16 protein-coding genes are annotated in these 17563 nt (G+C 69.5%); 10 read left to right on the forward strand and 6 right to left on the reverse strand.

Annotated elements, in window-relative coordinates:
- The first annotated feature begins 64 nt into the window (after nt 1–64).
- Nucleotides 65–703: a thiopurine S-methyltransferase gene (gene tmpT / locus V5F48_RS21515; RefSeq protein WP_394260274.1), complete on the forward strand. Its 639-nt coding sequence runs from the start codon at nt 65–67 to the stop codon at nt 701–703.
- 494 nt (nt 704–1197) lie between these two features.
- On the opposite strand, the gene V5F48_RS21520 is transcribed toward tmpT, so the two are convergent.
- From V5F48_RS21520 to V5F48_RS21530, 3 genes are all read right to left on the reverse strand, one after another.
- Nucleotides 1198–2679, reverse strand: a complete 1482-nt coding sequence (locus V5F48_RS21520; protein WP_394260275.1) for an aldehyde dehydrogenase — start codon at nt 2677–2679, stop codon at nt 1198–1200.
- Between the two features lie 78 nt (nt 2680–2757).
- A complete protein-coding gene (gene yacG / locus V5F48_RS21525; RefSeq protein ID WP_394260288.1) occupies nt 2758–2988 on the reverse strand; it encodes a DNA gyrase inhibitor YacG in 231 nt (76 codons plus the stop codon).
- 242 nt (nt 2989–3230) lie between these two features.
- A complete protein-coding gene (locus V5F48_RS21530) occupies nt 3231–3851 on the reverse strand; it encodes a Maf-like protein (protein ID WP_394111327.1) in 621 nt (206 codons plus the stop codon).
- Nucleotides 3852–4206: 355 nt separating this feature from the next.
- Here V5F48_RS21530 and V5F48_RS21535 point away from each other — a divergent pair, with 355 nt between their 5' ends.
- The 3 genes from V5F48_RS21535 to V5F48_RS21545 all read left to right on the forward strand — a co-directional run bounded on the left by V5F48_RS21535 (nt 4207) and on the right by V5F48_RS21545 (nt 6967).
- On the forward strand, nt 4207–4608 hold the full coding sequence (locus tag V5F48_RS21535) for a thioredoxin family protein (RefSeq protein ID WP_394260276.1): 402 nt from the start codon (nt 4207–4209) through the stop codon (nt 4606–4608).
- A 7-nt stretch (nt 4609–4615) separates the two neighbouring features.
- The gene (locus tag V5F48_RS21540; protein WP_394260277.1) at nt 4616–5353 is read left to right on the forward strand and encodes a cytochrome c biogenesis CcdA family protein; all 738 of its coding nucleotides are present in this window, start codon (nt 4616–4618) and stop codon (nt 5351–5353) included.
- A gap of 234 nt (nt 5354–5587) precedes the next feature.
- The gene (locus V5F48_RS21545; RefSeq protein WP_394260278.1) at nt 5588–6967 is read left to right on the forward strand and encodes a (Fe-S)-binding protein; all 1380 of its coding nucleotides are present in this window, start codon (nt 5588–5590) and stop codon (nt 6965–6967) included.
- Here the strand turns inward: V5F48_RS21545 and V5F48_RS21550 are convergent.
- On the reverse strand, nt 6964–7887 hold the full coding sequence (locus tag V5F48_RS21550) for a LysR family transcriptional regulator (protein ID WP_394260279.1): 924 nt from the start codon (nt 7885–7887) through the stop codon (nt 6964–6966). The two genes, V5F48_RS21545 and V5F48_RS21550, sit on opposite strands and share 4 nt — an antisense overlap.
- A gap of 368 nt (nt 7888–8255) precedes the next feature.
- On the opposite strand from V5F48_RS21550, the gene V5F48_RS21555 reads away from it, so the two are divergent.
- The 4 genes from V5F48_RS21555 to V5F48_RS21570 all read left to right on the forward strand — a co-directional run bounded on the left by V5F48_RS21555 (nt 8256) and on the right by V5F48_RS21570 (nt 11923).
- Nucleotides 8256–9437, forward strand: a complete 1182-nt coding sequence (locus tag V5F48_RS21555; RefSeq protein WP_394260280.1) for an MFS transporter — start codon at nt 8256–8258, stop codon at nt 9435–9437.
- 15 nt (nt 9438–9452) lie between these two features.
- The gene (locus V5F48_RS21560; protein WP_394260281.1) at nt 9453–10277 is read left to right on the forward strand and encodes an aldo/keto reductase; all 825 of its coding nucleotides are present in this window, start codon (nt 9453–9455) and stop codon (nt 10275–10277) included.
- A 186-nt stretch (nt 10278–10463) separates the two neighbouring features.
- Nucleotides 10464–11279, forward strand: a complete 816-nt coding sequence (locus V5F48_RS21565; protein WP_394260282.1) for a WYL domain-containing protein — start codon at nt 10464–10466, stop codon at nt 11277–11279.
- Nucleotides 11280–11407: 128 nt separating this feature from the next.
- Nucleotides 11408–11923 carry a hypothetical protein gene (locus V5F48_RS21570; protein ID WP_394260283.1) on the forward strand — a complete coding sequence of 172 codons (516 nt, stop codon included), beginning with the start codon at nt 11408–11410 and terminating at the stop codon, nt 11921–11923.
- A 200-nt stretch (nt 11924–12123) separates the two neighbouring features.
- Here V5F48_RS21570 and V5F48_RS21575 read toward each other — a convergent pair whose 3' ends face one another.
- Nucleotides 12124–13572 (reverse strand): NAD-dependent succinate-semialdehyde dehydrogenase, encoded by a 1449-nt coding sequence (locus V5F48_RS21575; RefSeq protein ID WP_394260284.1) that lies wholly within the window; start codon nt 13570–13572, stop codon nt 12124–12126.
- Nucleotides 13573–13646: 74 nt separating this feature from the next.
- On the reverse strand, nt 13647–13823 hold the full coding sequence (locus V5F48_RS21580; protein WP_394111317.1) for a hypothetical protein: 177 nt from the start codon (nt 13821–13823) through the stop codon (nt 13647–13649).
- A 312-nt stretch (nt 13824–14135) separates the two neighbouring features.
- Between V5F48_RS21580 and V5F48_RS21585 the strand changes: the two genes are divergently transcribed.
- Together V5F48_RS21585 and V5F48_RS21590 are read left to right on the forward strand one after the other, a co-directional pair.
- Nucleotides 14136–15251, forward strand: a complete 1116-nt coding sequence (locus V5F48_RS21585) for a glycosyltransferase family 4 protein (RefSeq protein ID WP_394260285.1) — start codon at nt 14136–14138, stop codon at nt 15249–15251.
- Nucleotides 15235–17436, forward strand: a complete 2202-nt coding sequence (locus V5F48_RS21590) for an amylo-alpha-1,6-glucosidase (protein WP_394260286.1) — start codon at nt 15235–15237, stop codon at nt 17434–17436. The genes V5F48_RS21585 and V5F48_RS21590 overlap by 17 nt, the downstream gene beginning before the upstream one ends.
- The last annotated feature ends 127 nt before the right edge of the window (nt 17437–17563 follow it).

The following is a 17563-nucleotide window of genomic DNA, read 5'->3' on the forward strand; positions in this document are numbered from 1 at the left end:
CTGCACGCTTGCGCAAATGGCCCGCTTGGGCGATCTGACTGGATGAAGGCAAGGGGAGCTGCGGATGGAAGCGGATTTCTGGCGGGCGCGGTGGGAGGGCAAGCAGATCGGCTTTCACGAGGGCAAGGCCAACGCCTTCCTGGTGACGCATTTTTCCCGCCTCCCCGTGGGTCCGGGCGGCCGCGTGTTCGTGCCCCTGTGCGGCAAGACGCGGGATATCGCCTGGCTGCTGGGCGAGGGATTTCAGGTGGTCGGCGCCGAGCTGAGCCGCATCGCGGTGGAAGAGCTGTTCGCCGAGCTGGGCGTCGCGCCTGAGGTGACGGCGGACGGCGCACTCACGCGCTTCAGCGCCCCCGGCCTCGACATCCTGCAGGGCGACATCTTCGCGCTCACCCGCGACACCCTCGGCCCGGTGGATGCGGTGTGGGACCGCGCCGCCCTGGTGGCCCTGCCGAAGGACATGCGCGCCCGCTACGCCCCCCACCTCGTGGCGCTGACGGAGGGCGCCCCGCAACTGCTCGTCTGCTACGCCTATGACCAATCGCTGGTGGCCGGCCCGCCCTTTTCCGTGGAGCCGGCGGAGACCCGCGCGCTGTATGGCGCCGACTATATGGTGGCGGAGATCGAGGCGGTTCCGGTTTCCGGCGGCCTCAAGGGCCAGTGCCCGGCGATGGAGCACGTCTTTCTGCTGGAGCGGGCGTGAGGGGCTAACGGTCGAGGTTGGGGGCGCGTCCTCGCGCCCCGGCCGACTGCAACGAAGCGCAGCGCAGTGGAAGGAGAGCCGGGGTCCAGCGCAAGACTGCGCCGAAGGCGGCTCTCTTCCGCAGCATCCTTAGGGTTTTGCCTGCTGCGCAGGAGTTTTGCGCTGGGCCCCGGATCGGCGCACCACCTGCGGTGCCGCTGGTCCGGGGAACGGTGGGCGTCGTGACAGGAGGCAGCCCCTAAAGCCGCGTCCACACCCTGAGCCAACTCGCGACAAACGCCGCGTCCTCGCGCCCCGGCCGACTGCAACGAAGCGCAGCGCAGTGGAAGGAGAGCCGGGGTCCAGCGCAAGACTGCGCCGAAGGCGGCTCTTTCCCGGAGCATCCTTAGGGTTTTGCCTGCTGCGCAGGAGTTTTGCGCTGGGCCCCGGATCGGCGCTCCACCTGCGGTGTCGCTGGTCCGGGGAACGGTGGGCGTCGTGACAGGAGGCAGCCCCTAAAGCCGCGTCCACACCGTCTTCAGATCACAATATTTGTCGAGCGCGTGCAAGGACTTGTCGCGCCCGAAGCCGGATTGCTTCACGCCACCGAACGGGGTGGTGATGTCGTCGGCGTCGAAGCAGTTCACATAGACGATGCCGGCCTTGAAGCGCCGGGCGACCTTGTGCGCGGCGGCCAGATCACCGCTCCACACCGCCGCGCCGAGGCCGTAGACGGTGCCGTTGGCGATACTCACCGCCTCTTCCAGCCCGTCGAAGCCGATCACCGAGAGCACGGGGCCGAAGATCTCCTTCTGCGCCAGCGCGGATGAGGGTGCCACGCCATCGAACACGGTGGGTGCCACGAAGGCGCCGCCGGTGTCCTGCCGCACCGCCGTGCCGCCGGTGACCAGCCGCGCGCCGGAGGCGATCCCCTCCGCGATGGCGGCAAGGATGCGGCCCTGATGCTCAAAGCTCACCACCGCGCCGGCGCGGGCCGCGGGGTCCTGCGGATCTCCCGGCATCCAGCGCGGGGCCAGCGCCGCCACGCGGGCGACAAGCTCCGCGCGGATGCGGTTGTCCACCAGCAGCCGCGAGGCCGCCGTGCACATTTCGCCCTGGTTGAAGAAGATGCCGGAGGCCACCGCCTGCGCCACCTCGTCGAGGTCGGGAACGTCGTGGGCCACCACGAAGGCGGTCTTGCCGCCCAGCTCGAGGAAGACCCGCTTGAGGTTGCTGTCGGCGGAATAGCGCAGGAAATAGCGCCCCACCTCGGTGGAGCCGGTGAAGGCGATGGCGTCCACGTCCATGTGCAGGCCCAGCGCCTTGCCCGCCTCCACGCCGAGGCCCGGCACCACGTTGAACACCCCCGCCGGAACCCCCGCCTCCAGCGCCAGCTCGCCGAGGCGAAGCGCCGTGAGGGGGCTTTCCTCCGCCGGCTTCAGCACCACGCTATTGCCCATGGCCAGCGCCGGCGCCACCTTCCAGGCGGCCATGATCATGGGGAAGTTCCACGGCGTCACGCAGCCCACCACGCCCAAGGGCTCGCGCAGCACCAAAGCGAGCTGATCGGCGGTGGTGGGCGCCACCTCGCCATAGACCTTGTCGCAGCACTCGCCGTAATAGGCGAAGCAGTCCGCCGCCGCGCGCACGTCGACCGAGCGCGCATCGGCGATGGGCTTGCCCATGTTGAGGGTTTCGGTGAGTGCCAGCTCGTCGCGATGGGCGCGGATCAGCTCGGCGAACCGCTGGAGGATGCGCTTGCGCTCTACCGGCCGCAGCCCCGCCCAGCGGCGATCCTCGAACGCGGCGCGAGCCGCCTTCACCGCGCGGTCCACATCCTGCGCGTCACACGCCGCCACCTGGGCGAGAACCTTGCCGGTGGCCGGATTGATGGCGTCGAAGGTGCGCCCCGAGACGGCCGGCGCGAAGGCGCCGTCAATGAGGGCCTGCGTCCGGAAGGATGGGTAGGTGTCCGCCGTCCGTTCCACCGCCGCCATGCTGCGCTCCTCACCGTCTTGGGCGAGCAACCTCGCGCGGCGCTCGGGGGGCGTCAAGGTGGCGGCGGGAAAGGCCCCTCACCCTTCGTCCTGGGCCTCGCCGTCCTCCTCCTCGTCCGGGCGGCCGGGGATGGCGTAGGAGCCGGAGAGCCAGCGGTGGAGATCCACGTCGGCGCAGCGCTTGGAACAGAACGGGTGAAAGCGCTCCGCCGACGGCTTGGAGCAGATCGGGCACGGCTTGGCCGAATAGGCGGAGGCGGAAGGTGTGCCGGCAGCCGCGTCTGGGCTGCGCGTGTCCGGGGCGGCCACGTCGGCGATTGCAGCTTTTGGCGGGGCGGCCTGGTCCGTGGCGGCCTTGGGAGCGCTCGCCTTGGCTGCGGTCTTTTGGGCCGGGGCCTTTTGGGCCGGGGTCTTCGGGGCCGCAGTCTTTTGAGCGGTGGCCTTTTTGGGCAGGGCGGTTTTGGCCGGCCCGCTCTTCGCGTTCGCTGCCCCGGCCTTCCCGGCCCCGGCCTTCCCGGCCTTGGGCTTCTCGTCGCTGGGCTGGTCCGCGCTCATGCGGCGCGCTCCACCCAGCCGGCGCGCACGTCGTAGCCCTGGCCCGACAACAGGCCGATGGTTTCGGCCAGAGGCAGCCCCACCACATTGCTGTAGGAGCCCACCAGCTTCACCACGAACGAGCCGGCAATGCCCTGGATGGCGTAGCCGCCGGCCTTGCCCCGCCATTCGCCGCAGGCGAGGTAATCGGCGATCTCATCCCGCGACAGGCGCTTGAAGCGCACCCGGCTTTCCACCAGGCGGGTGTGGGCGCGGCCCTTCGCGTCCACCAGGCACACGCCGGTATAGACCCGGTGGGTGCGACCCGAGAGCAGCCGCAGGCAGGCGTCCGCCTCATCCTCCAGGTCCGGCTTGGGCAGGATGCGCCGGCCCACCGCCACCACCGTGTCGGCGGAGAGCACCAGCGCGTTCATCTCGGCGTCCTTCGCCCGCTGGGCCACCAGCTTGCCCTTGGCTTCCGAGAGGCGCTGGGCGAGGCGGCGCGGCAGCTCGCCGCGCTCGGGGGTCTCGTCCACGTCGGCGGGCATGAGCAGGTCCGGCTCGATACCCGCCTGATTGAGCAGCGCCAGCCGGCGGGGCGAGCCTGAAGCAAGCACGAGCTTCACCTGATCGGTCACGGAACACACCTTTCGAGCCAGCCAGAGCCGGATCCGCGAGGGCTGCATCAGCCCGGACGGCAACCCGCCTCAAAACGCAAAGAGGAAGCGCAGACGGCGCCTCACGCTCATCTAGCGGAAAGGCGCTGCCGTGTGAACGGGCGAGACGGCAGGCCACGCGCCCGTAGCCGCGCGCCCATGGCCACGTCCCCGTGGCGGTCCTCCTTGACCCATCACCTCGGCGTGATCGCCCCACCCGCCTGTAACCGACGGCGGCCCTGGGGCGAAATCCCGGTGTCGGCCCCTGCGGGACCGGGCCTTCCGTGCCGGCGCGGCTGCGCCGGACGCCATCTTCGGGACGTGGAGCTTTAGACACATGTTCACCCGTCGTGCCACCCTCGCCTTCTCGCTCGGCGCCGCGCTCGTCGCCGGCGTGTCGGCCATGGCCTTCGCCGCGCCGACCCATACCACCTTCACGCCCACCGCCTTCCAGGCGGCCCAGCAGGCGGGCAAGCCCATCCTGGTGGAGATCCACGCTTCCTGGTGCCCGGTCTGCGCGGCGCAGGCGCCCATCCTGTCGGAGCTGCTGAGCCAGCCGCAATTCAAGGACATGGTGGTGTTCCGCGTGGACTTCGACAGCCAGAAGGATGCGGTGAAGAGCTTCAACGCGCGCTCCCAGAGCACCCTCATCGCCTTCAAGGGCACGACCGAGGCCGGGCGCTCCGTGGGCGACACCCACAAGGGCTCCATCGAGGCCCTGCTCTCCCACGCCATCTGAGGCGATCATGGCTCTGGAAAGCCTCGCTTTCGGCAGCTACGCCCTCGCCTTCATGGCGGGGGTCCTCTCCGTGCTCTCCCCTTGCGTGGTGCCGCTCCTGCCCATCGTGCTCGGGGCGGCGGCGGCCGAGCATCGCCTGGCGCCGGTGGCGCTGGCGGCGGGCGTCGCCCTCTCCTTCGTCGCCATCGGGCTGTTCGTGGCCACCATCGGCTATGCCATCGGCCTGGAGGGCGAGGCGTTCCGCATGGTCGCGGCGCTGCTGATGGTGGCGGTAGGCACCGTGCTCGCGGTGCCGCAGCTGCAAACCCGCCTCGCCGCTGCCGGCGGGCCGGTGAGCGACCTTGCCGCGCGCCGGTTCGACGGCTTCTCCCGCGCCGGCATCGGCGGCCAGTTCGCCGTGGGCCTGTTGCTCGGGGCGGTATGGAGCCCCTGCGTCGGCCCGACCCTTGGCGCAGCCTCGGTGCTGGCGGCGCAGGGGCAGAGCCTGCCGCAGGTGGCGGGGGTGATGGCCCTGTTCGGCCTCGGCGCCGGCCTGCCCCTGGCCCTGCTCGGCACCCTGTTCCGCCCGGCGCTGGCGCGCTGGCGCAGCCGCCTGCTGGGCGCCGGCAAGGGGGCAAAGACGGTGCTGGGCCTCGTCCTGGTGCTGGTGGGCCTGCTGATCCTCACCGGCGCCGACAAGCAGCTGGAATCTGCCCTGGTGGCCGCTTCCCCCGCCTGGCTCACCACCCTCACCACGCGCTTTTAACCGCTCAGGCGCCGCGCGGGCTTGACCCGCTCAAGCCGCGCGGGCTTGGCCCATGAGCAATGCGCACGGGCCATGGGGCATCACATTGTTTTTCCGAGCTGCGGTGCGTGCGCCGTCCAGTGACGCACCGTGGAACCGGCTCCGGGGCGCCATCGCCCTTCGTGCGGCCCGGAGCCGGCCCTTTTCGCCTCGGGTACGCATCTTGCTTCGGCGGGCGCGAACGGGGCTTGCGGCATGAAAACCTTCCTCGACTGGTCGGCTTACGACACATACGGCATCGGCGACGCCTATTCCGGCATTCCCGCCACCGGCGGGAATTACGCGAAAGCGGTAGCCGTGTGCATGCACAGCCGCGATTGTCGCAATACCGGCAAGGGCGTCATGTGCCCAAGCTACCGCATCACCGGCGACACGGCCCATTCCACGGAAGCCCGCGTCGCCGCCTTCAAGGCCGCGTTGAACGACGGCACCGACGCCAACGCCTTCGCCGATCCCCGGCTCGATGCGGCCATGGACCTGTGCGTGTCCTGCAAGGCCTGCAAGAAGGAATGCCCCAGCGCCGTGGACATGACGCTGATCAAGACCGAATATCTCGCCCAGCGCCATGAGATCAAAGGCGTGCCCCGGCGCACCCGGCTGTTCGGCGGGGTGCCGGAATGGACCGGCCGCCATCGCCGGCTGCTGCGCTTCGCCATCATGCTGCGCAACCGCTCGCGGCTTCTGACCAAGGCCGCGGAACGACTGCTGGGCATCAGCGCCCGCCGCGCCATCCCCGAGCCGGCGGCGCGCGCCTATGCGGCGCCGGCCGTCGCGCAACCGAAAGCAGAGGCCCCGCGCGGCGAGGTGATCCTGTTCGTGGACACCTTCTGCCACCATTTCGAGCCGGAGGTGGCGGAAGCCGCCCATGCGGTGCTGACCCACGCCGGCTACGCCGTGCGCATCGCCCGGCCCGATCCCGCCGATGCCGAGCCCGACCGGCCCCTGTGCTGCGGCCGCACGTATCTCACCACCGGCATGGTGGAGAAGGCGCGCGGCGAGGGCCTGCGCGTGCTCGCGGCCTTCCGCAAGGAGATCGCGGCGCAGACCCCCATCATCGGGCTGGAGCCGTCCTGCCTGCTGTCCCTGCGCGACGAATTGTACAGCCTTGGACTGGGGCCGGAAGTGGGGGCGCTGGGCAAGCAATTGTTCCTGCTGGAGGAGTTCCTCGCCCGCGAGCACCAGAACAAGGGCCTGCGCATGCGGCTGAAGCCCCTGCCCGGCCCCAGGGCGGTGCTGCACGGCCACTGCCACCAGAAGGCGTTCGGGGTGATGAAGGCGACGCGCAAGGTGCTCGGCTTCATCCCCGGCTTCTCCTACGACATCGTGGAGACCAGCTGCTGCGGCATGGCCGGCAGCTTCGGGCTGGAGGCGGAGCATTACGACGTCTCCATGCGGATGGCGGAACTCGCCTTGCTGCCCGCCATGCGCGCGGCGCCCGAAGACGCGCCGCTCATCGCCAACGGCTTTTCCTGCCGCCACCAGATCGAGCATGGCAGTGGCCGCAAGGCCCGCCACATTGCCCTGCTGCTGCGCGATGCGCTGGACCTGGAGCCGGCCGCCGAAGCCCCCGTCTAACCTTCCGTGGTGCCGTCCGGCTCCTGCCGGATGGCGGCGGCGAGGAAGTCCACGAAGGCGCGGATGCGGGCGGCGAGGTGGGCATGGCCCACATAGACCGCGTGGATCGGCTCGATGTCGCCGGCGTTGAAATCCTCCAGCACGGGCACCAGCGTTCCGGCCGCCATGTCGCCCCGCACATGATAGCGGCCGAGGCGCGCCAGCCCCGCCCCATCAAGGGCGAACCGGCGCAGCACCACGCCGCTGTTGCCCAGCGCGGTGCCCGAGACCGCCTGGGTGAAGAGCCGTCCGTCCTGCGGATCGCGGAACGGCCAGTCCTCCGGAGAGCGGCGGAAGTTGAAGCACAGGCACAGGTGCCGGGCGAGGTCCTGCGGGTGCTGCGGCACGCCGTGGCGCTCCAGATAGGCGGGCGAGGCCACGATGACGCGGCCGATCTCGAACAGCTTCTTCGCCTTCAGGGTGGAATCGCGCAGCCGCCCGGTGCGGATGGCGATGTCGGTGCGCTCGTCCACCAGGTCGATGACGGCGTCGCTCAGGGAAATATCCAGCTCCACCTGCGGGTAGAGCTCAAGGAAGCGCGGCACATGCGGCAGCACGCACATTTCGCCGAACGCCACCGAGGCGCTGATGCGCAGCCGGCCCCGCGGCACGGCGCCGGCGCCGGTGGCGATCAGGCGCTCGGTCTCATCGATCTCGGCGAGGATGCGCCGCGCCCGATCCAGATAGAGCGCACCCTCGGCGGTGAGCTGCAATTGCCGGGTGGAGCGCACGAACAAGGGCGTGCCCAGCCGGTCCTCGATGCGGCTGACCAGCTTGCTGACGGCGGAAGGAGAAAGGCCGAGCTTGCGGCCGGCCGCCGAGAAGCCCTGCGTCTCCGCCGCCGCCACGAACACCACCATCTCGCCCGCGCGATTGTCCAAGGGGTGCGCCTCGTCTCGACCTGTGAATGAAATTCAAAGCTGCTTTTACATAAGAGGCGGTTCAGTAAAAGCACAAGGGCGCTCATGTTGCAGTGCAAGGCGGCGCCGGGTTCGGGTGCTGTCCCGGTTTGAAATGAGACACCGTCGCCCCCTCTCCCGCTTGCGGGGGAGGGTTGGGGAGGGGGCAGTCATCCGAATAAGTCCCCCGCGGCGGACTGAAAGGAGAAGCCCCTCCCCCCTCCCTGCCCTCCCCCGCAAGCGGGAGAGGGTTCTGCGGCGCCCGGTCGAATCAACAGTCTTTCAAACCCGGACACCACCGAGCCCCGGCGCCGGTTTCCATCAAGCCGCCGGCCCCGAAGGACCTTGCCATGCCCCTTGCGCTCTATGCCCTCACCATCGCCGCCTATGCCATCGGCACCACGGAATTCGTTATCGTCGGGCTTTTGCCCACGGTGGCCAGCGACCTTCACATCACCCTGCCCATCGCTGGGCTGATCGTGAGCGTCTATGCGCTGGGCGTCACCTTCGGCGCACCGGTGCTCACCGCGCTCACCGGCGGCATGGCCCGCAAGCCGCTGCTGCTCGCCCTAATGGCCCTGTTCATCGCCGGCAACACCGCCGCCGCGCTCAGCCCCACCTACGAATGGCTGCTGGTGGCGCGGGTGCTCTCCGCCTTCGCCCATGGGGTGTTCTTCTCGGTGGGCGCCACCATCGCCGCCGACCTTGTGCCAGAGAACCGCCGCGCCTCGGCCATCGCCCTCATGTTCATGGGGCTGACGGTGGCCATCGTCACCGGCGTGCCGCTCGGCACCTTCATCGGCCAGAGCTTCGGCTGGCGCGCCACCTTCTGGGGCGTGGCCGGCCTCGGCATCATCGCCTTTGCCGCCATCGCGCTGCTGCTGCCGTCCAACATCCGCAAGGCGCCGGCCGCCTCCCTGCTCGATCAGGTGCGGGTGCTGGGCTCGGGCCGGCTGCTGCTGGTGTTCGGCATGACCGCGCTGGGCTATGGCGGCACCTTCGTGGCCTTCACCTATCTTGCCGCCATCCTTGAGACCGTCACCGGCTTTGCCGCCTCCCAAGTCAGCCTTATCCTCATCCTCTACGGCCTCGCCATCGCGGTGGGGAACCTCTCCGGCGGGCGCATCGCCGACCGCGATCCGGTGAAGGCGCTCACCCTCCTGTTCGCGCTTCAGGCGCTGGTGCTGGTGGTATTCTTCTTCACCGCGTCCTCTCCGGTGCTTACGCTGGTGACGCTGGCGGCGCTGGGCTTCCTGTCGTTCGCCAATGTGCCGGGGCTGCAGATCTATGTGGTGGAACTGGCCAAGCGCTATCGTCCGGGGGCGGTGGATACGGCGTCCGCCCTCAACATCGCCGCGTTCAACCTGGGCATCGCGCTCGGGGCGTGGATCGGCGGGCTGGTGGTGGCCTCGCCCCTCGGCCTCGGCGCCACCCCGGTGGTGGGCGCCCTCATGGTCGCCGGCGCGCTGGGCCTGACGCTGTGGAGTGCCGCCCTCGACAACCGCGCCCGCGCCGTCGCCTGCCCCGTCTGAACGAAGGGAAAGATCATGCACACCGTCACCGCCAATGGGGCTGAGATCCCCGCCCTCGGCTTCGGCACCTTCCGCGTCTCCGCCGCCGACACCCTGCGCATGGTGCCGGCGGCCCTGAAGCTCGGCTTCCGCCACATCGACACCGCGCAGATCTACGGCAACGAGGCCGAGGTGGGCGAGGGCATCGCGTCATCGGGGGTGAAGCGGGGCGACATCTTCCTCACCACCAAGGTGTGGGTGACCGCCTATGCCCACGACGCCTTCCTCGCCTCCGTGGACGAGAGCCTGAAGAAGCTGAGGACCGACTATGTGGACCTGCTGCTGCTGCACTGGCCCAACCCGGCGGTGCCTTTGGCCGAGCAGATCGGCGGCCTCAATGCGGTGCGGGCCGCCGGCAAGGTGCGCCACATGGGCGTGTCCAACTTCAACACCGCGCTGATGGCGCAGGCGATTGCCCTGTCCGATGGGCCGCTCGTGACCAACCAGATCGAGCTGCACCCCTTCATCGACCAGTCGAAGGTGATCACCGCCGCCCGCGCCGCCGGGCTTGCCATCACCGCCTATTACGCCATGGCGGACGGCAAGGTCTTCGCCGAGCCGGTGCTGAAGGAGATCGCCGCCGCCCATGGGCGCACGGTGGCGCAGGTGGTGCTGCGCTGGGTGGTGCAGCAGGAGGGTTTCGTCGCCCTCTCCAAGACCGTGAGCGAGGCCCGCGCCGCCGAGAACGCCGCCATCTTCGACTTCGCGCTCACCGACGCTGAGATGGCGGCCATTTCCGCCCTCGCCCGTCCCGACGGACGCATCGTCAGCCCCGAGGGGCTGGCCCCGGCGTGGGACTGAACCGCGCGTCCAGCCCGCCCGGCGCCTGAGGGAGGAATAGTCAAAGGCGGAGGCACCGGCCTCCCCCTCCCCTACGCGGGTAGGTGCGGCGCGCGGCGGGATGTGGAATGGCGCTTTATCGGCGCTCGTCTGCCGGCTATCAAGGATGCGGACACGGAACGTCCGGCCGGAATCCGCGAGCCGCCCATGAACGCCATCACCTCGCTCAAGTCCTTCCTCCTCGATCGCGTGGAGCTTCTGGGCGCGCCCTTCTATGCCCACGCGGACCGGCTCAGCGTGCCCCACGACGACCCGCACGACGCGCTGGCCGCCGAGGCGCCGGAGGATCACGACCCGGCGGACGGGCAGGCCTTCGCCATCGATTATGTGGACCATGCGGGCAATGCCAGCCATCGCCGCATTTCGGTCTGGGCGGTGCAGCGCAATGTGGACGGCGTGCCCATCCTCATCGCCAAATGCCACGAGCGACAGGCGGCGCGGTCGTTCCGGGTGGATCGCATCACCGCCGTCACCGACCTCGACGGGATGAAGCGCGAGCCGCTGGTCCGCTTCTTCTACGAGACCTTCGGCTTTCTCTGGCCCAAGGACGCCGTCCTGGTGCCGGCGCAGGAAGACGCGGACGTGCGCTGGGACCGCATCCGCGCCATCATCCGCAAGGCCGGGGTGACGCTCTTGGCGGCGCTGGCCCGCGCCGACCGGGAGGTGGGCGCCGCGGAGGTGGAGGAGATCGTGTTCTTCTGCGAGCGCGCCTGCGCGGCGGAGGACCTCGACCTCACCGGCGCCGAGCGTGAGCGGCTCGCCGCCTATGTGGCCCGCCTGCGCCCCACGGTGGAGGCGGTGGAGTTCGCCCTGGACACATTGTTCGAGAGCGGCACCGAGGCCATCGCCACTCTGCTGCGCGCGGGCATGCGCGTCATCAGCGCCGACGGGGTGCTGAAGGAGCAGGAAGCAGACCTGCTCGACGCCTTCTGCTTCGCCCTCACCGGCCGGCACGTGCGCTAAGGGCTCATTGCCGTGATGTCTTAAGTTCGCGAGGGAGCGCCGTCGCCCCCCAAGAACCTGAAGCTTTATCGCGGCACCAAACGGCCGCGCTGGCGTTGTCTCCGCAAATCCTGTTCCGGAGACGACAGATGCGATGCCGCTCGAGCGCCCCTCTTCTCCTCACGGCCGTGCTGGGGCTTGCGCTCGGCGCGGGGCTTGCCATCGACCTTGCCCTGACCACGCCCGCCGCCGCGCAGCAGCCGGCTGACCCGGTGCCGTCGCGGCCGGCCGGGCCGGGCCAGGCAGTGCCCCTTCCCGCGCCCGTCCCCGTTCCCGCCGCGCCGGCGGCCGCAGCGGCCGCAGGCGAACAGGCGGTGAAGGACGCCGAGGCCGAGGCGCCGGAGGGCGCAGAGCGAGCGCTGGCCTGCAAGGCCCACGCGCTGGAGCGGCTGCAGGCGCGTTCGCCGTCCATCTCGGACATCGCCATCGATATGGACGGCCTCACCATCGCCAAGACGGACCTGACGGTGGGCAACTCCCGCGTGACGGGCGTGCTGATGGGCGAGGCCTATATCCAGCGCGACCGCACCGACAAGGCCCACCGCTTCCTCTGCCTCGTGGGCGAGGACGACACGGTGCTGATGACCTTCCTCACCGAGCGGTAGGCGGGCCAGCCGCTTGCGGGCCGCAAGCACGCAGCACCCTTGAATCCGTCATGCCCCGGCGCTTGACCGGGGCATCCACCGGGCCGCAGCCGCGGTGCCGGGAGCCACAAGGCCGGCCCGGCCGCACCATGGATCCCCCGGTCAAGCCGGGGGATGACGGCGGTGCGGAAGGCGCCGGCGCGGACGCCGGCGCCGCCCGTTCAGACCCCCGCCTGGGAGACGAACTTCGGGTTGAGATAGGCCTCGATGGCCTCCGAGCCGCCTTCCGAGCCATATCCGGAATCCCGCACGCCGCCGAACGGCACTTCCGGCAGGGCGAGGCCCAGGTGGTTGATGGTCATCATGCCCGCCTGCACCTGATGCGCCACCGCCTGCGCGGTCTTGGCCGAACGGGTGTAGGCGTAGGAGGCAAGGCCGTAGGGCAGCCGGTTGGCCTCGGTGATGGCCTCGTCGAAATCGGAGAAGGGCAGCAGCATGGCGAGCGGGCCGAACGGCTCCTCGTTCATCATGCGCATGTCGCGGGTGACCCCGGTGACCACGGTGGGCTCGAAGAAATAGCCCTTGTTGCCGATGCGTGAGCCGCCGGCCTTCACCTCCGCACCCTTCTGCCGGGCGTCGGCGATGAGCGCCTCCATGGCCGGGATGCGGCGGTCGTTGGCGAGCGGGCCCATGGTGGTGCCCTCGTCCAGCCCATTGCCCACCTTCACCGCCTTGGCGACGGCGACGAAGGTGTCCACGAACTGCTCATAGACCTTCTCCTGCACCAGGAAGCGCGTGGGCGACACGCACACCTGGCCGGCATTGCGGAACTTGGCGGTGGCGATCTGCCTGGCGGCCGCCTGCACGTCCGCGTCGTCGAACACGATGACCGGGGAGTGGCCGCCCAGTTCCATGGTCACCCGCTTCATGTGCGCGCCGGCGAGCGCCGCCAGCTTCTTGCCCACCGGGGTGGAGCCGGTGAAGGTGATCTTGCGAATGACCGGGTGCGGGATGAGATATTCGCTCACCTCGGCGGGGACGCCGTAGACCAGCGCGATGACGCCCTTGGGCACGCCCGCATCCACGAAGGCTCGGATGAGTTCGGCGGGCGAGGCCGGGGTCTCTTCCGGCGCCTTCACGATAATGGAGCAGCCCGCCGCCAGAGCGCCGCACAGCTTGCGCACCACCTGGTTGATGGGGAAGTTCCACGGGGTAAAGGCCGCCACCGGGCCCACCGGCTCCTTGATGACCAGCTGGTACACCCCCGGCGCGCGGGCGGGGATGACGCGGCCATAGGCGCGGCGCGCCTCTTCCGCGAACCAGTCAATGACGTCGGCGGCGGCCAGCGTCTCCATGCGCGCCTCGGGCAAGGGCTTGCCCTGCTCCAGGGTCATCAGGCGGGCGATGGAATTGGCCCGCTCGCGCAGGATATCGGCGGCCTTGCGCATGAGCTTGGAACGCTCGAAGGCGGAGGTGCGGCTCCAGGTGGCAAAGCCGCGCTCGGTGGCGGCGAGCGCTTCGTCGAGATCGGCGATGGAGCAATGGGCAACGGTGCCGATCTCTTCCTCGGTAGCCGGATTGATAACGGGAATGCGCTTTCCGCCGTCCGCGTCGCGCCAGACGCCGTCGATGTGAAGCTGAACGTCGGGATAGGTGACGTCGGAACTCATGGGGAGCCTCCTCAAGACCTGTGCGAATTGCAGCGCGGCGCGGCCGGGGGGCCAGCGGCGCCATTTGTATCGATTTAGATTGAAGCTTCTACGGCGATGCCCGGCCAGCGGCCAACGATCCGCGCAAGGATGCGCCGGGTACCAGCCGGCAAGGCGAGGATGGCATCGGGGCGGAACATCCGGTTCAGGGGTTCGGGGTGGGCGCGGAACTCCGCTGGCATGGAACCGGCGAGCGCACGCTCGATAACCATCCTAAAGCGCGATCCCCTCGGACGGAAGCCGTTCCGTTTCCCTTCAGGGGCTGAATCGCCCGGTCGTGACGACGGCAGGCGGCCGCCCACGCGGCGAGGTTGAGCCAGCCTGAAGGCACCCCATGCCAGCGCCGTCTAAACTTAAGGAAAGAGCACGCGCCGACCCATGGCGTGGAGAACCCAATCGCGCCCCCACTTTTTCGGCAGCGCGGGAAACCTTGCGGCCCGCTCGCACGTTCTCTCCACAGAACCAGAAATTTTCGTTTCAACGCCAGGCCTTGGCGGGGCACCCCCACGGCCGAGGAGATATCCATGCGCATCGCCCAGGTCGCACCGCTGATCGAGAGTGTTCCACCCCGCCGCTATGGGGGCACCGAGCGCATCGTGTCCTATCTCACCGAGGAGCTGGTGCGCGCGGGGCACGAGGTGACCTTGTTCGCCAGCGGCGATTCGCTCACCTCCGCCACGCTGGAAGCCATGTGCGACACCGGCCTGCGCCTTGCTCCCGGCCCGGTGGACCCGTTGCTGTATCACCTGCTCATGCTGGAGGAGGTGCGCAAGCGCGCGGACGATTTCGACGTGATCCACGTCCATCTGGACCTCCTGCATTATCCCGTGCTGCGCGATCACCGCGCCCAGAGCCTCACCACCCTGCACGGCCGGCTCGATCTGCCCGCCGCCCATCGGCTCTACGCCAATTTCGCCGACTACCCGCTGGTCTCCATCTCCGATCACCAGCGCGCGCCCATGCCGCCGGTGAACTGGGCCGCCACCATCCATCACGGCCTGCCGAAGGATCTTTTGCCATTCAACGCCACGGGCGGAGACTACCTTGCCTTCCTCGGTCGCATCTCGCCGGAAAAGCGGCCGGATCGCGCCATCGAGATCGCGGTCAAGGCCGGCATGCCGCTGAAGATCGCCGCCAAGGTGGATCGTGCCGACATGGACTATTGGGAGGACGTGATCCGCCCCATGGTGGAGGCCAATCCCAATGTGGAATTCATCGGCGAGATCGACGAGCGCCAGAAGGCCGATTTCCTCGGCAATGCGGCGGCCCTGCTGTTCCCCATCGACTGGCCAGAGCCCTTCGGCCTGGTCATGATCGAGGCCATGAGCTGCGGCACGCCGGTCATCGCCTTTTCCCGCGGCTCGGTGCCCGAGGTGCTGGACGAGGGCATCACCGGCTACCTGGTGAACAGCGTGGAGGACGCCGTGGCGCGGGTCGGCGAAATTTCCCGCCTCGACCGCTCGGCCATCCGCCGCACCTTCGAGCGGCGGTTCTCCGCCGAGCGCATGGCGAAGGATTATGTGGCCATCTACCAGCGCCTCGCCGCCGCAAGGGTGAGCACCCCTGCGCTCCAGCGCGCGCCGAGGCTCGAGCTGCGCCTCGTCGCCGGACATGATGCCGTCCATGACGCCAGTCGTTGACCCCGCCGCGGCGGGGGCAGCGCCCGACGACCGCGAGCCGGACTATGTCATCGCCGCCAGCGCCTCGCAGATCGAGACCACGCCGCGCACCCTGAAGCACGACGACACCTTCGCCGTGTTCGACGCCCACGGCGACGCTGTGCCGGGGCTGGCCAGCAACCACGGCCTGTTCCACCGCGACACGCGCCACCTCTCGCACTTTTTCCTGACCATAGACGGGGTCCGCCCGCTGCTGCTCAGCTCCACCGTGCGCGAGGACAACGCCACACTCACCTGCGACCTCACCAATCCCGATCTGCCCGGCCGGGACGGCGGGGAGGCGCTGCTGCACGACCTCATCCATATCCGCCGTTCGCGCTTCCTTTACCGTTCCGCCTGCCACGAATGCGTGTCGCTGCACAATTTCGACGTGGTGCCGCGGCGGGTGGAGATCGCCTTTTCCTTCGACGCCGATTTCGCCGACCTGTTCGAGGTGCGCGGCGCCAAGCGCAGCCGGCGCGGCGTGCGCCATGCCCCGCTGCTCGCCCGCGACGGCGTGCGCCTCGCCTATACCGGCCTCGACGGCAAGGTGCGGCGCACCGGCCTGCATTTCGAGCCCGCGCCCACCGAGCTGGACGGCGCGCAGGCCCGCTACCCGCTCGATCTTGCCCCCGGTGCCACGCAGGTGATCTACATTGAGATCCGCTGCGACGGGGCCGAGCCCCATGGCGGCGCCAAGCTCACCTTTCGCCGGGCCCTGCACGCGTCGCGCGCAACGCTGCGGGCTCGGGTAGCGCGGGCGGCGGAGGTCACCTCCTCCAACCAGCACTTCAACGACGCCATGAAGCGCGCCGTCAGCGACCTGGCCATTCTCATCACCGATACGCCCGAAGGCGCCTATCCTTATGCGGGAGTGCCGTGGTTCAGCACGGTGTTCGGGCGCGACGCCCTGATCACCGCCTTCGAGACCCTGTGGATGGATCCAGCCATCGCCCGCGGCGTGCTGCTCCACCTCGCCGCCAACCAGGCCGAGGTGCTGGACCCCGCCGCCGACGCGGAGCCGGGCAAGATCCTCCACGAAGTGCGCTTCGGCGAGATGGCGGAACTCGGCGAGGTTCCGTTCCGCCGCTACTACGGCAGCGTGGATTCCACCCCCTTGTTCGTAATGCTCGCCGGCGCCTACCTGGAGCGCACCGGCGATCTCGACACCGCGCGCCTGTTGTGGCCTGCCGTTTCCGCGGCCCTCGGCTGGATCACCGAGTACGGCGACCGGGACGGCGACGGCTTCGTGGAATATGGCCGCATGAGCGGCGACGGCCTTTTGAACCAGGGCTGGAAGGACAGCCACGATTCCGTCTTCCACGCCGACGGAAGGCTGGCGCGCGGCCCCATCGCACTGGTGGAAGTGCAGGCCTATGTGTTCGGCGCCTGGCGCGCGGCGGCCGCCATCGCCCGCCGCCTCGGCCGCGGGCCGGACGCGGCCATCTTCGAGCGCAATGCCGCGCGCTTGCGCGATGCCTTTGACGATGCCTTTTTCGACTCCGGGCTGGGGACTTACGTGCTCGCCCTGGACGGCGAAAAGCGGCCGTGCCGGGTCAGAAGCTCCAATGCCGGGCATGCGCTGTTCGCCGGGATCGCCCGGTCAGAGCGCGCACCGGCGGTCGCCGCTCAGCTCATGGCTGGCGCCTCGTTTTCCGGCTGGGGCGTGCGCACCGTCGCGGCCGGCGAGGCGCGCTTCAACCCCATGAGCTACCATAACGGCTCGGTCTGGCCCCACGACAATGCGGTGATCGCCATGGGCCTTGCGCGCTACGGCTTCCGACGGGAGGCGGCGCGCATCTTCGAGGGCCTGCTGCAGGCGTCCATATCATTCGATCTACGGCGCCTTCCGGAACTGTTCTGCGGCTTTTCCCGCCAACGCAGCCAGGGGCCTGTCTCCTATCCCGTCGCCTGTGCGCCTCAGGCCTGGGCGGCGGCCGCTCCTCTGGCCCTTCTTCAGGCGACACTCGGGCTCGGCTTCGACATCGACGCGCACCGTGTCACGTTTGCGCGGCCGGAATTGCCCGATTTCCTGGACGAACTCGTGCTGCGGCGGCTGACGCTGGGGGGCGAGATGCTGGACGTGCGGATCTTGCGCGCCGGCGGTTCGCCAGCACTTTCAGTGCTGGATCGTCGCGGCGATCTCGCGTTGTGGGTCGAAGCATGAGGCGGCCGGCGAGCGCCCGCCGGCGCGTTCGGCTGATCTTGCCTGCGGCCGGGCCTTGGCCTTGCGGCCATTGACGCTGTGGCCTTGGCTAGGGCCGCGGGGGATTGCCGGCGCGGGGCGCGTCTTG

Origin of the sequence: Xanthobacter autotrophicus ATCC 700552 (assembly GCF_043194565.1) — a bacterium.
GTDB classification, from domain to species: domain Bacteria; phylum Pseudomonadota; class Alphaproteobacteria; order Rhizobiales; family Xanthobacteraceae; genus Xanthobacter; species Xanthobacter autotrophicus_F.

Excerpts from the sequence above, each read along its gene's own strand:
- V5F48_RS21585 (WP_394260285.1), top strand. The coding sequence starts at position 14,136 with ATGCGCATCGCCCAGGTCGCACCGCTGATCGAGAGTGTTCCACCCCGC.
- V5F48_RS21570 (WP_394260283.1), top strand. The coding sequence starts at position 11,408 with ATGCGATGCCGCTCGAGCGCCCCTCTTCTCCTCACGGCCGTGCTGGGG.
- V5F48_RS21555 (WP_394260280.1), top strand. The coding sequence starts at position 8,256 with ATGCCCCTTGCGCTCTATGCCCTCACCATCGCCGCCTATGCCATCGGC.
- V5F48_RS21590 (WP_394260286.1), top strand. The coding sequence starts at position 15,235 with ATGACGCCAGTCGTTGACCCCGCCGCGGCGGGGGCAGCGCCCGACGAC.
- tmpT (WP_394260274.1), top strand. The coding sequence starts at position 65 with ATGGAAGCGGATTTCTGGCGGGCGCGGTGGGAGGGCAAGCAGATCGGC.
- V5F48_RS21540 (WP_394260277.1), top strand. The coding sequence starts at position 4,616 with ATGGCTCTGGAAAGCCTCGCTTTCGGCAGCTACGCCCTCGCCTTCATG.
- V5F48_RS21535 (WP_394260276.1), top strand. The coding sequence starts at position 4,207 with ATGTTCACCCGTCGTGCCACCCTCGCCTTCTCGCTCGGCGCCGCGCTC.
- V5F48_RS21545 (WP_394260278.1), top strand. The coding sequence starts at position 5,588 with ATGAAAACCTTCCTCGACTGGTCGGCTTACGACACATACGGCATCGGC.
- V5F48_RS21575 (WP_394260284.1), bottom strand. The coding sequence starts at position 13,572 with ATGAGTTCCGACGTCACCTATCCCGACGTTCAGCTTCACATCGACGGC.
- V5F48_RS21565 (WP_394260282.1), top strand. The coding sequence starts at position 10,464 with ATGAACGCCATCACCTCGCTCAAGTCCTTCCTCCTCGATCGCGTGGAG.
- V5F48_RS21580 (WP_394111317.1), bottom strand. The coding sequence starts at position 13,823 with ATGGTTATCGAGCGTGCGCTCGCCGGTTCCATGCCAGCGGAGTTCCGC.
- V5F48_RS21560 (WP_394260281.1), top strand. The coding sequence starts at position 9,453 with ATGCACACCGTCACCGCCAATGGGGCTGAGATCCCCGCCCTCGGCTTC.
- V5F48_RS21520 (WP_394260275.1), bottom strand. The coding sequence starts at position 2,679 with ATGGCGGCGGTGGAACGGACGGCGGACACCTACCCATCCTTCCGGACG.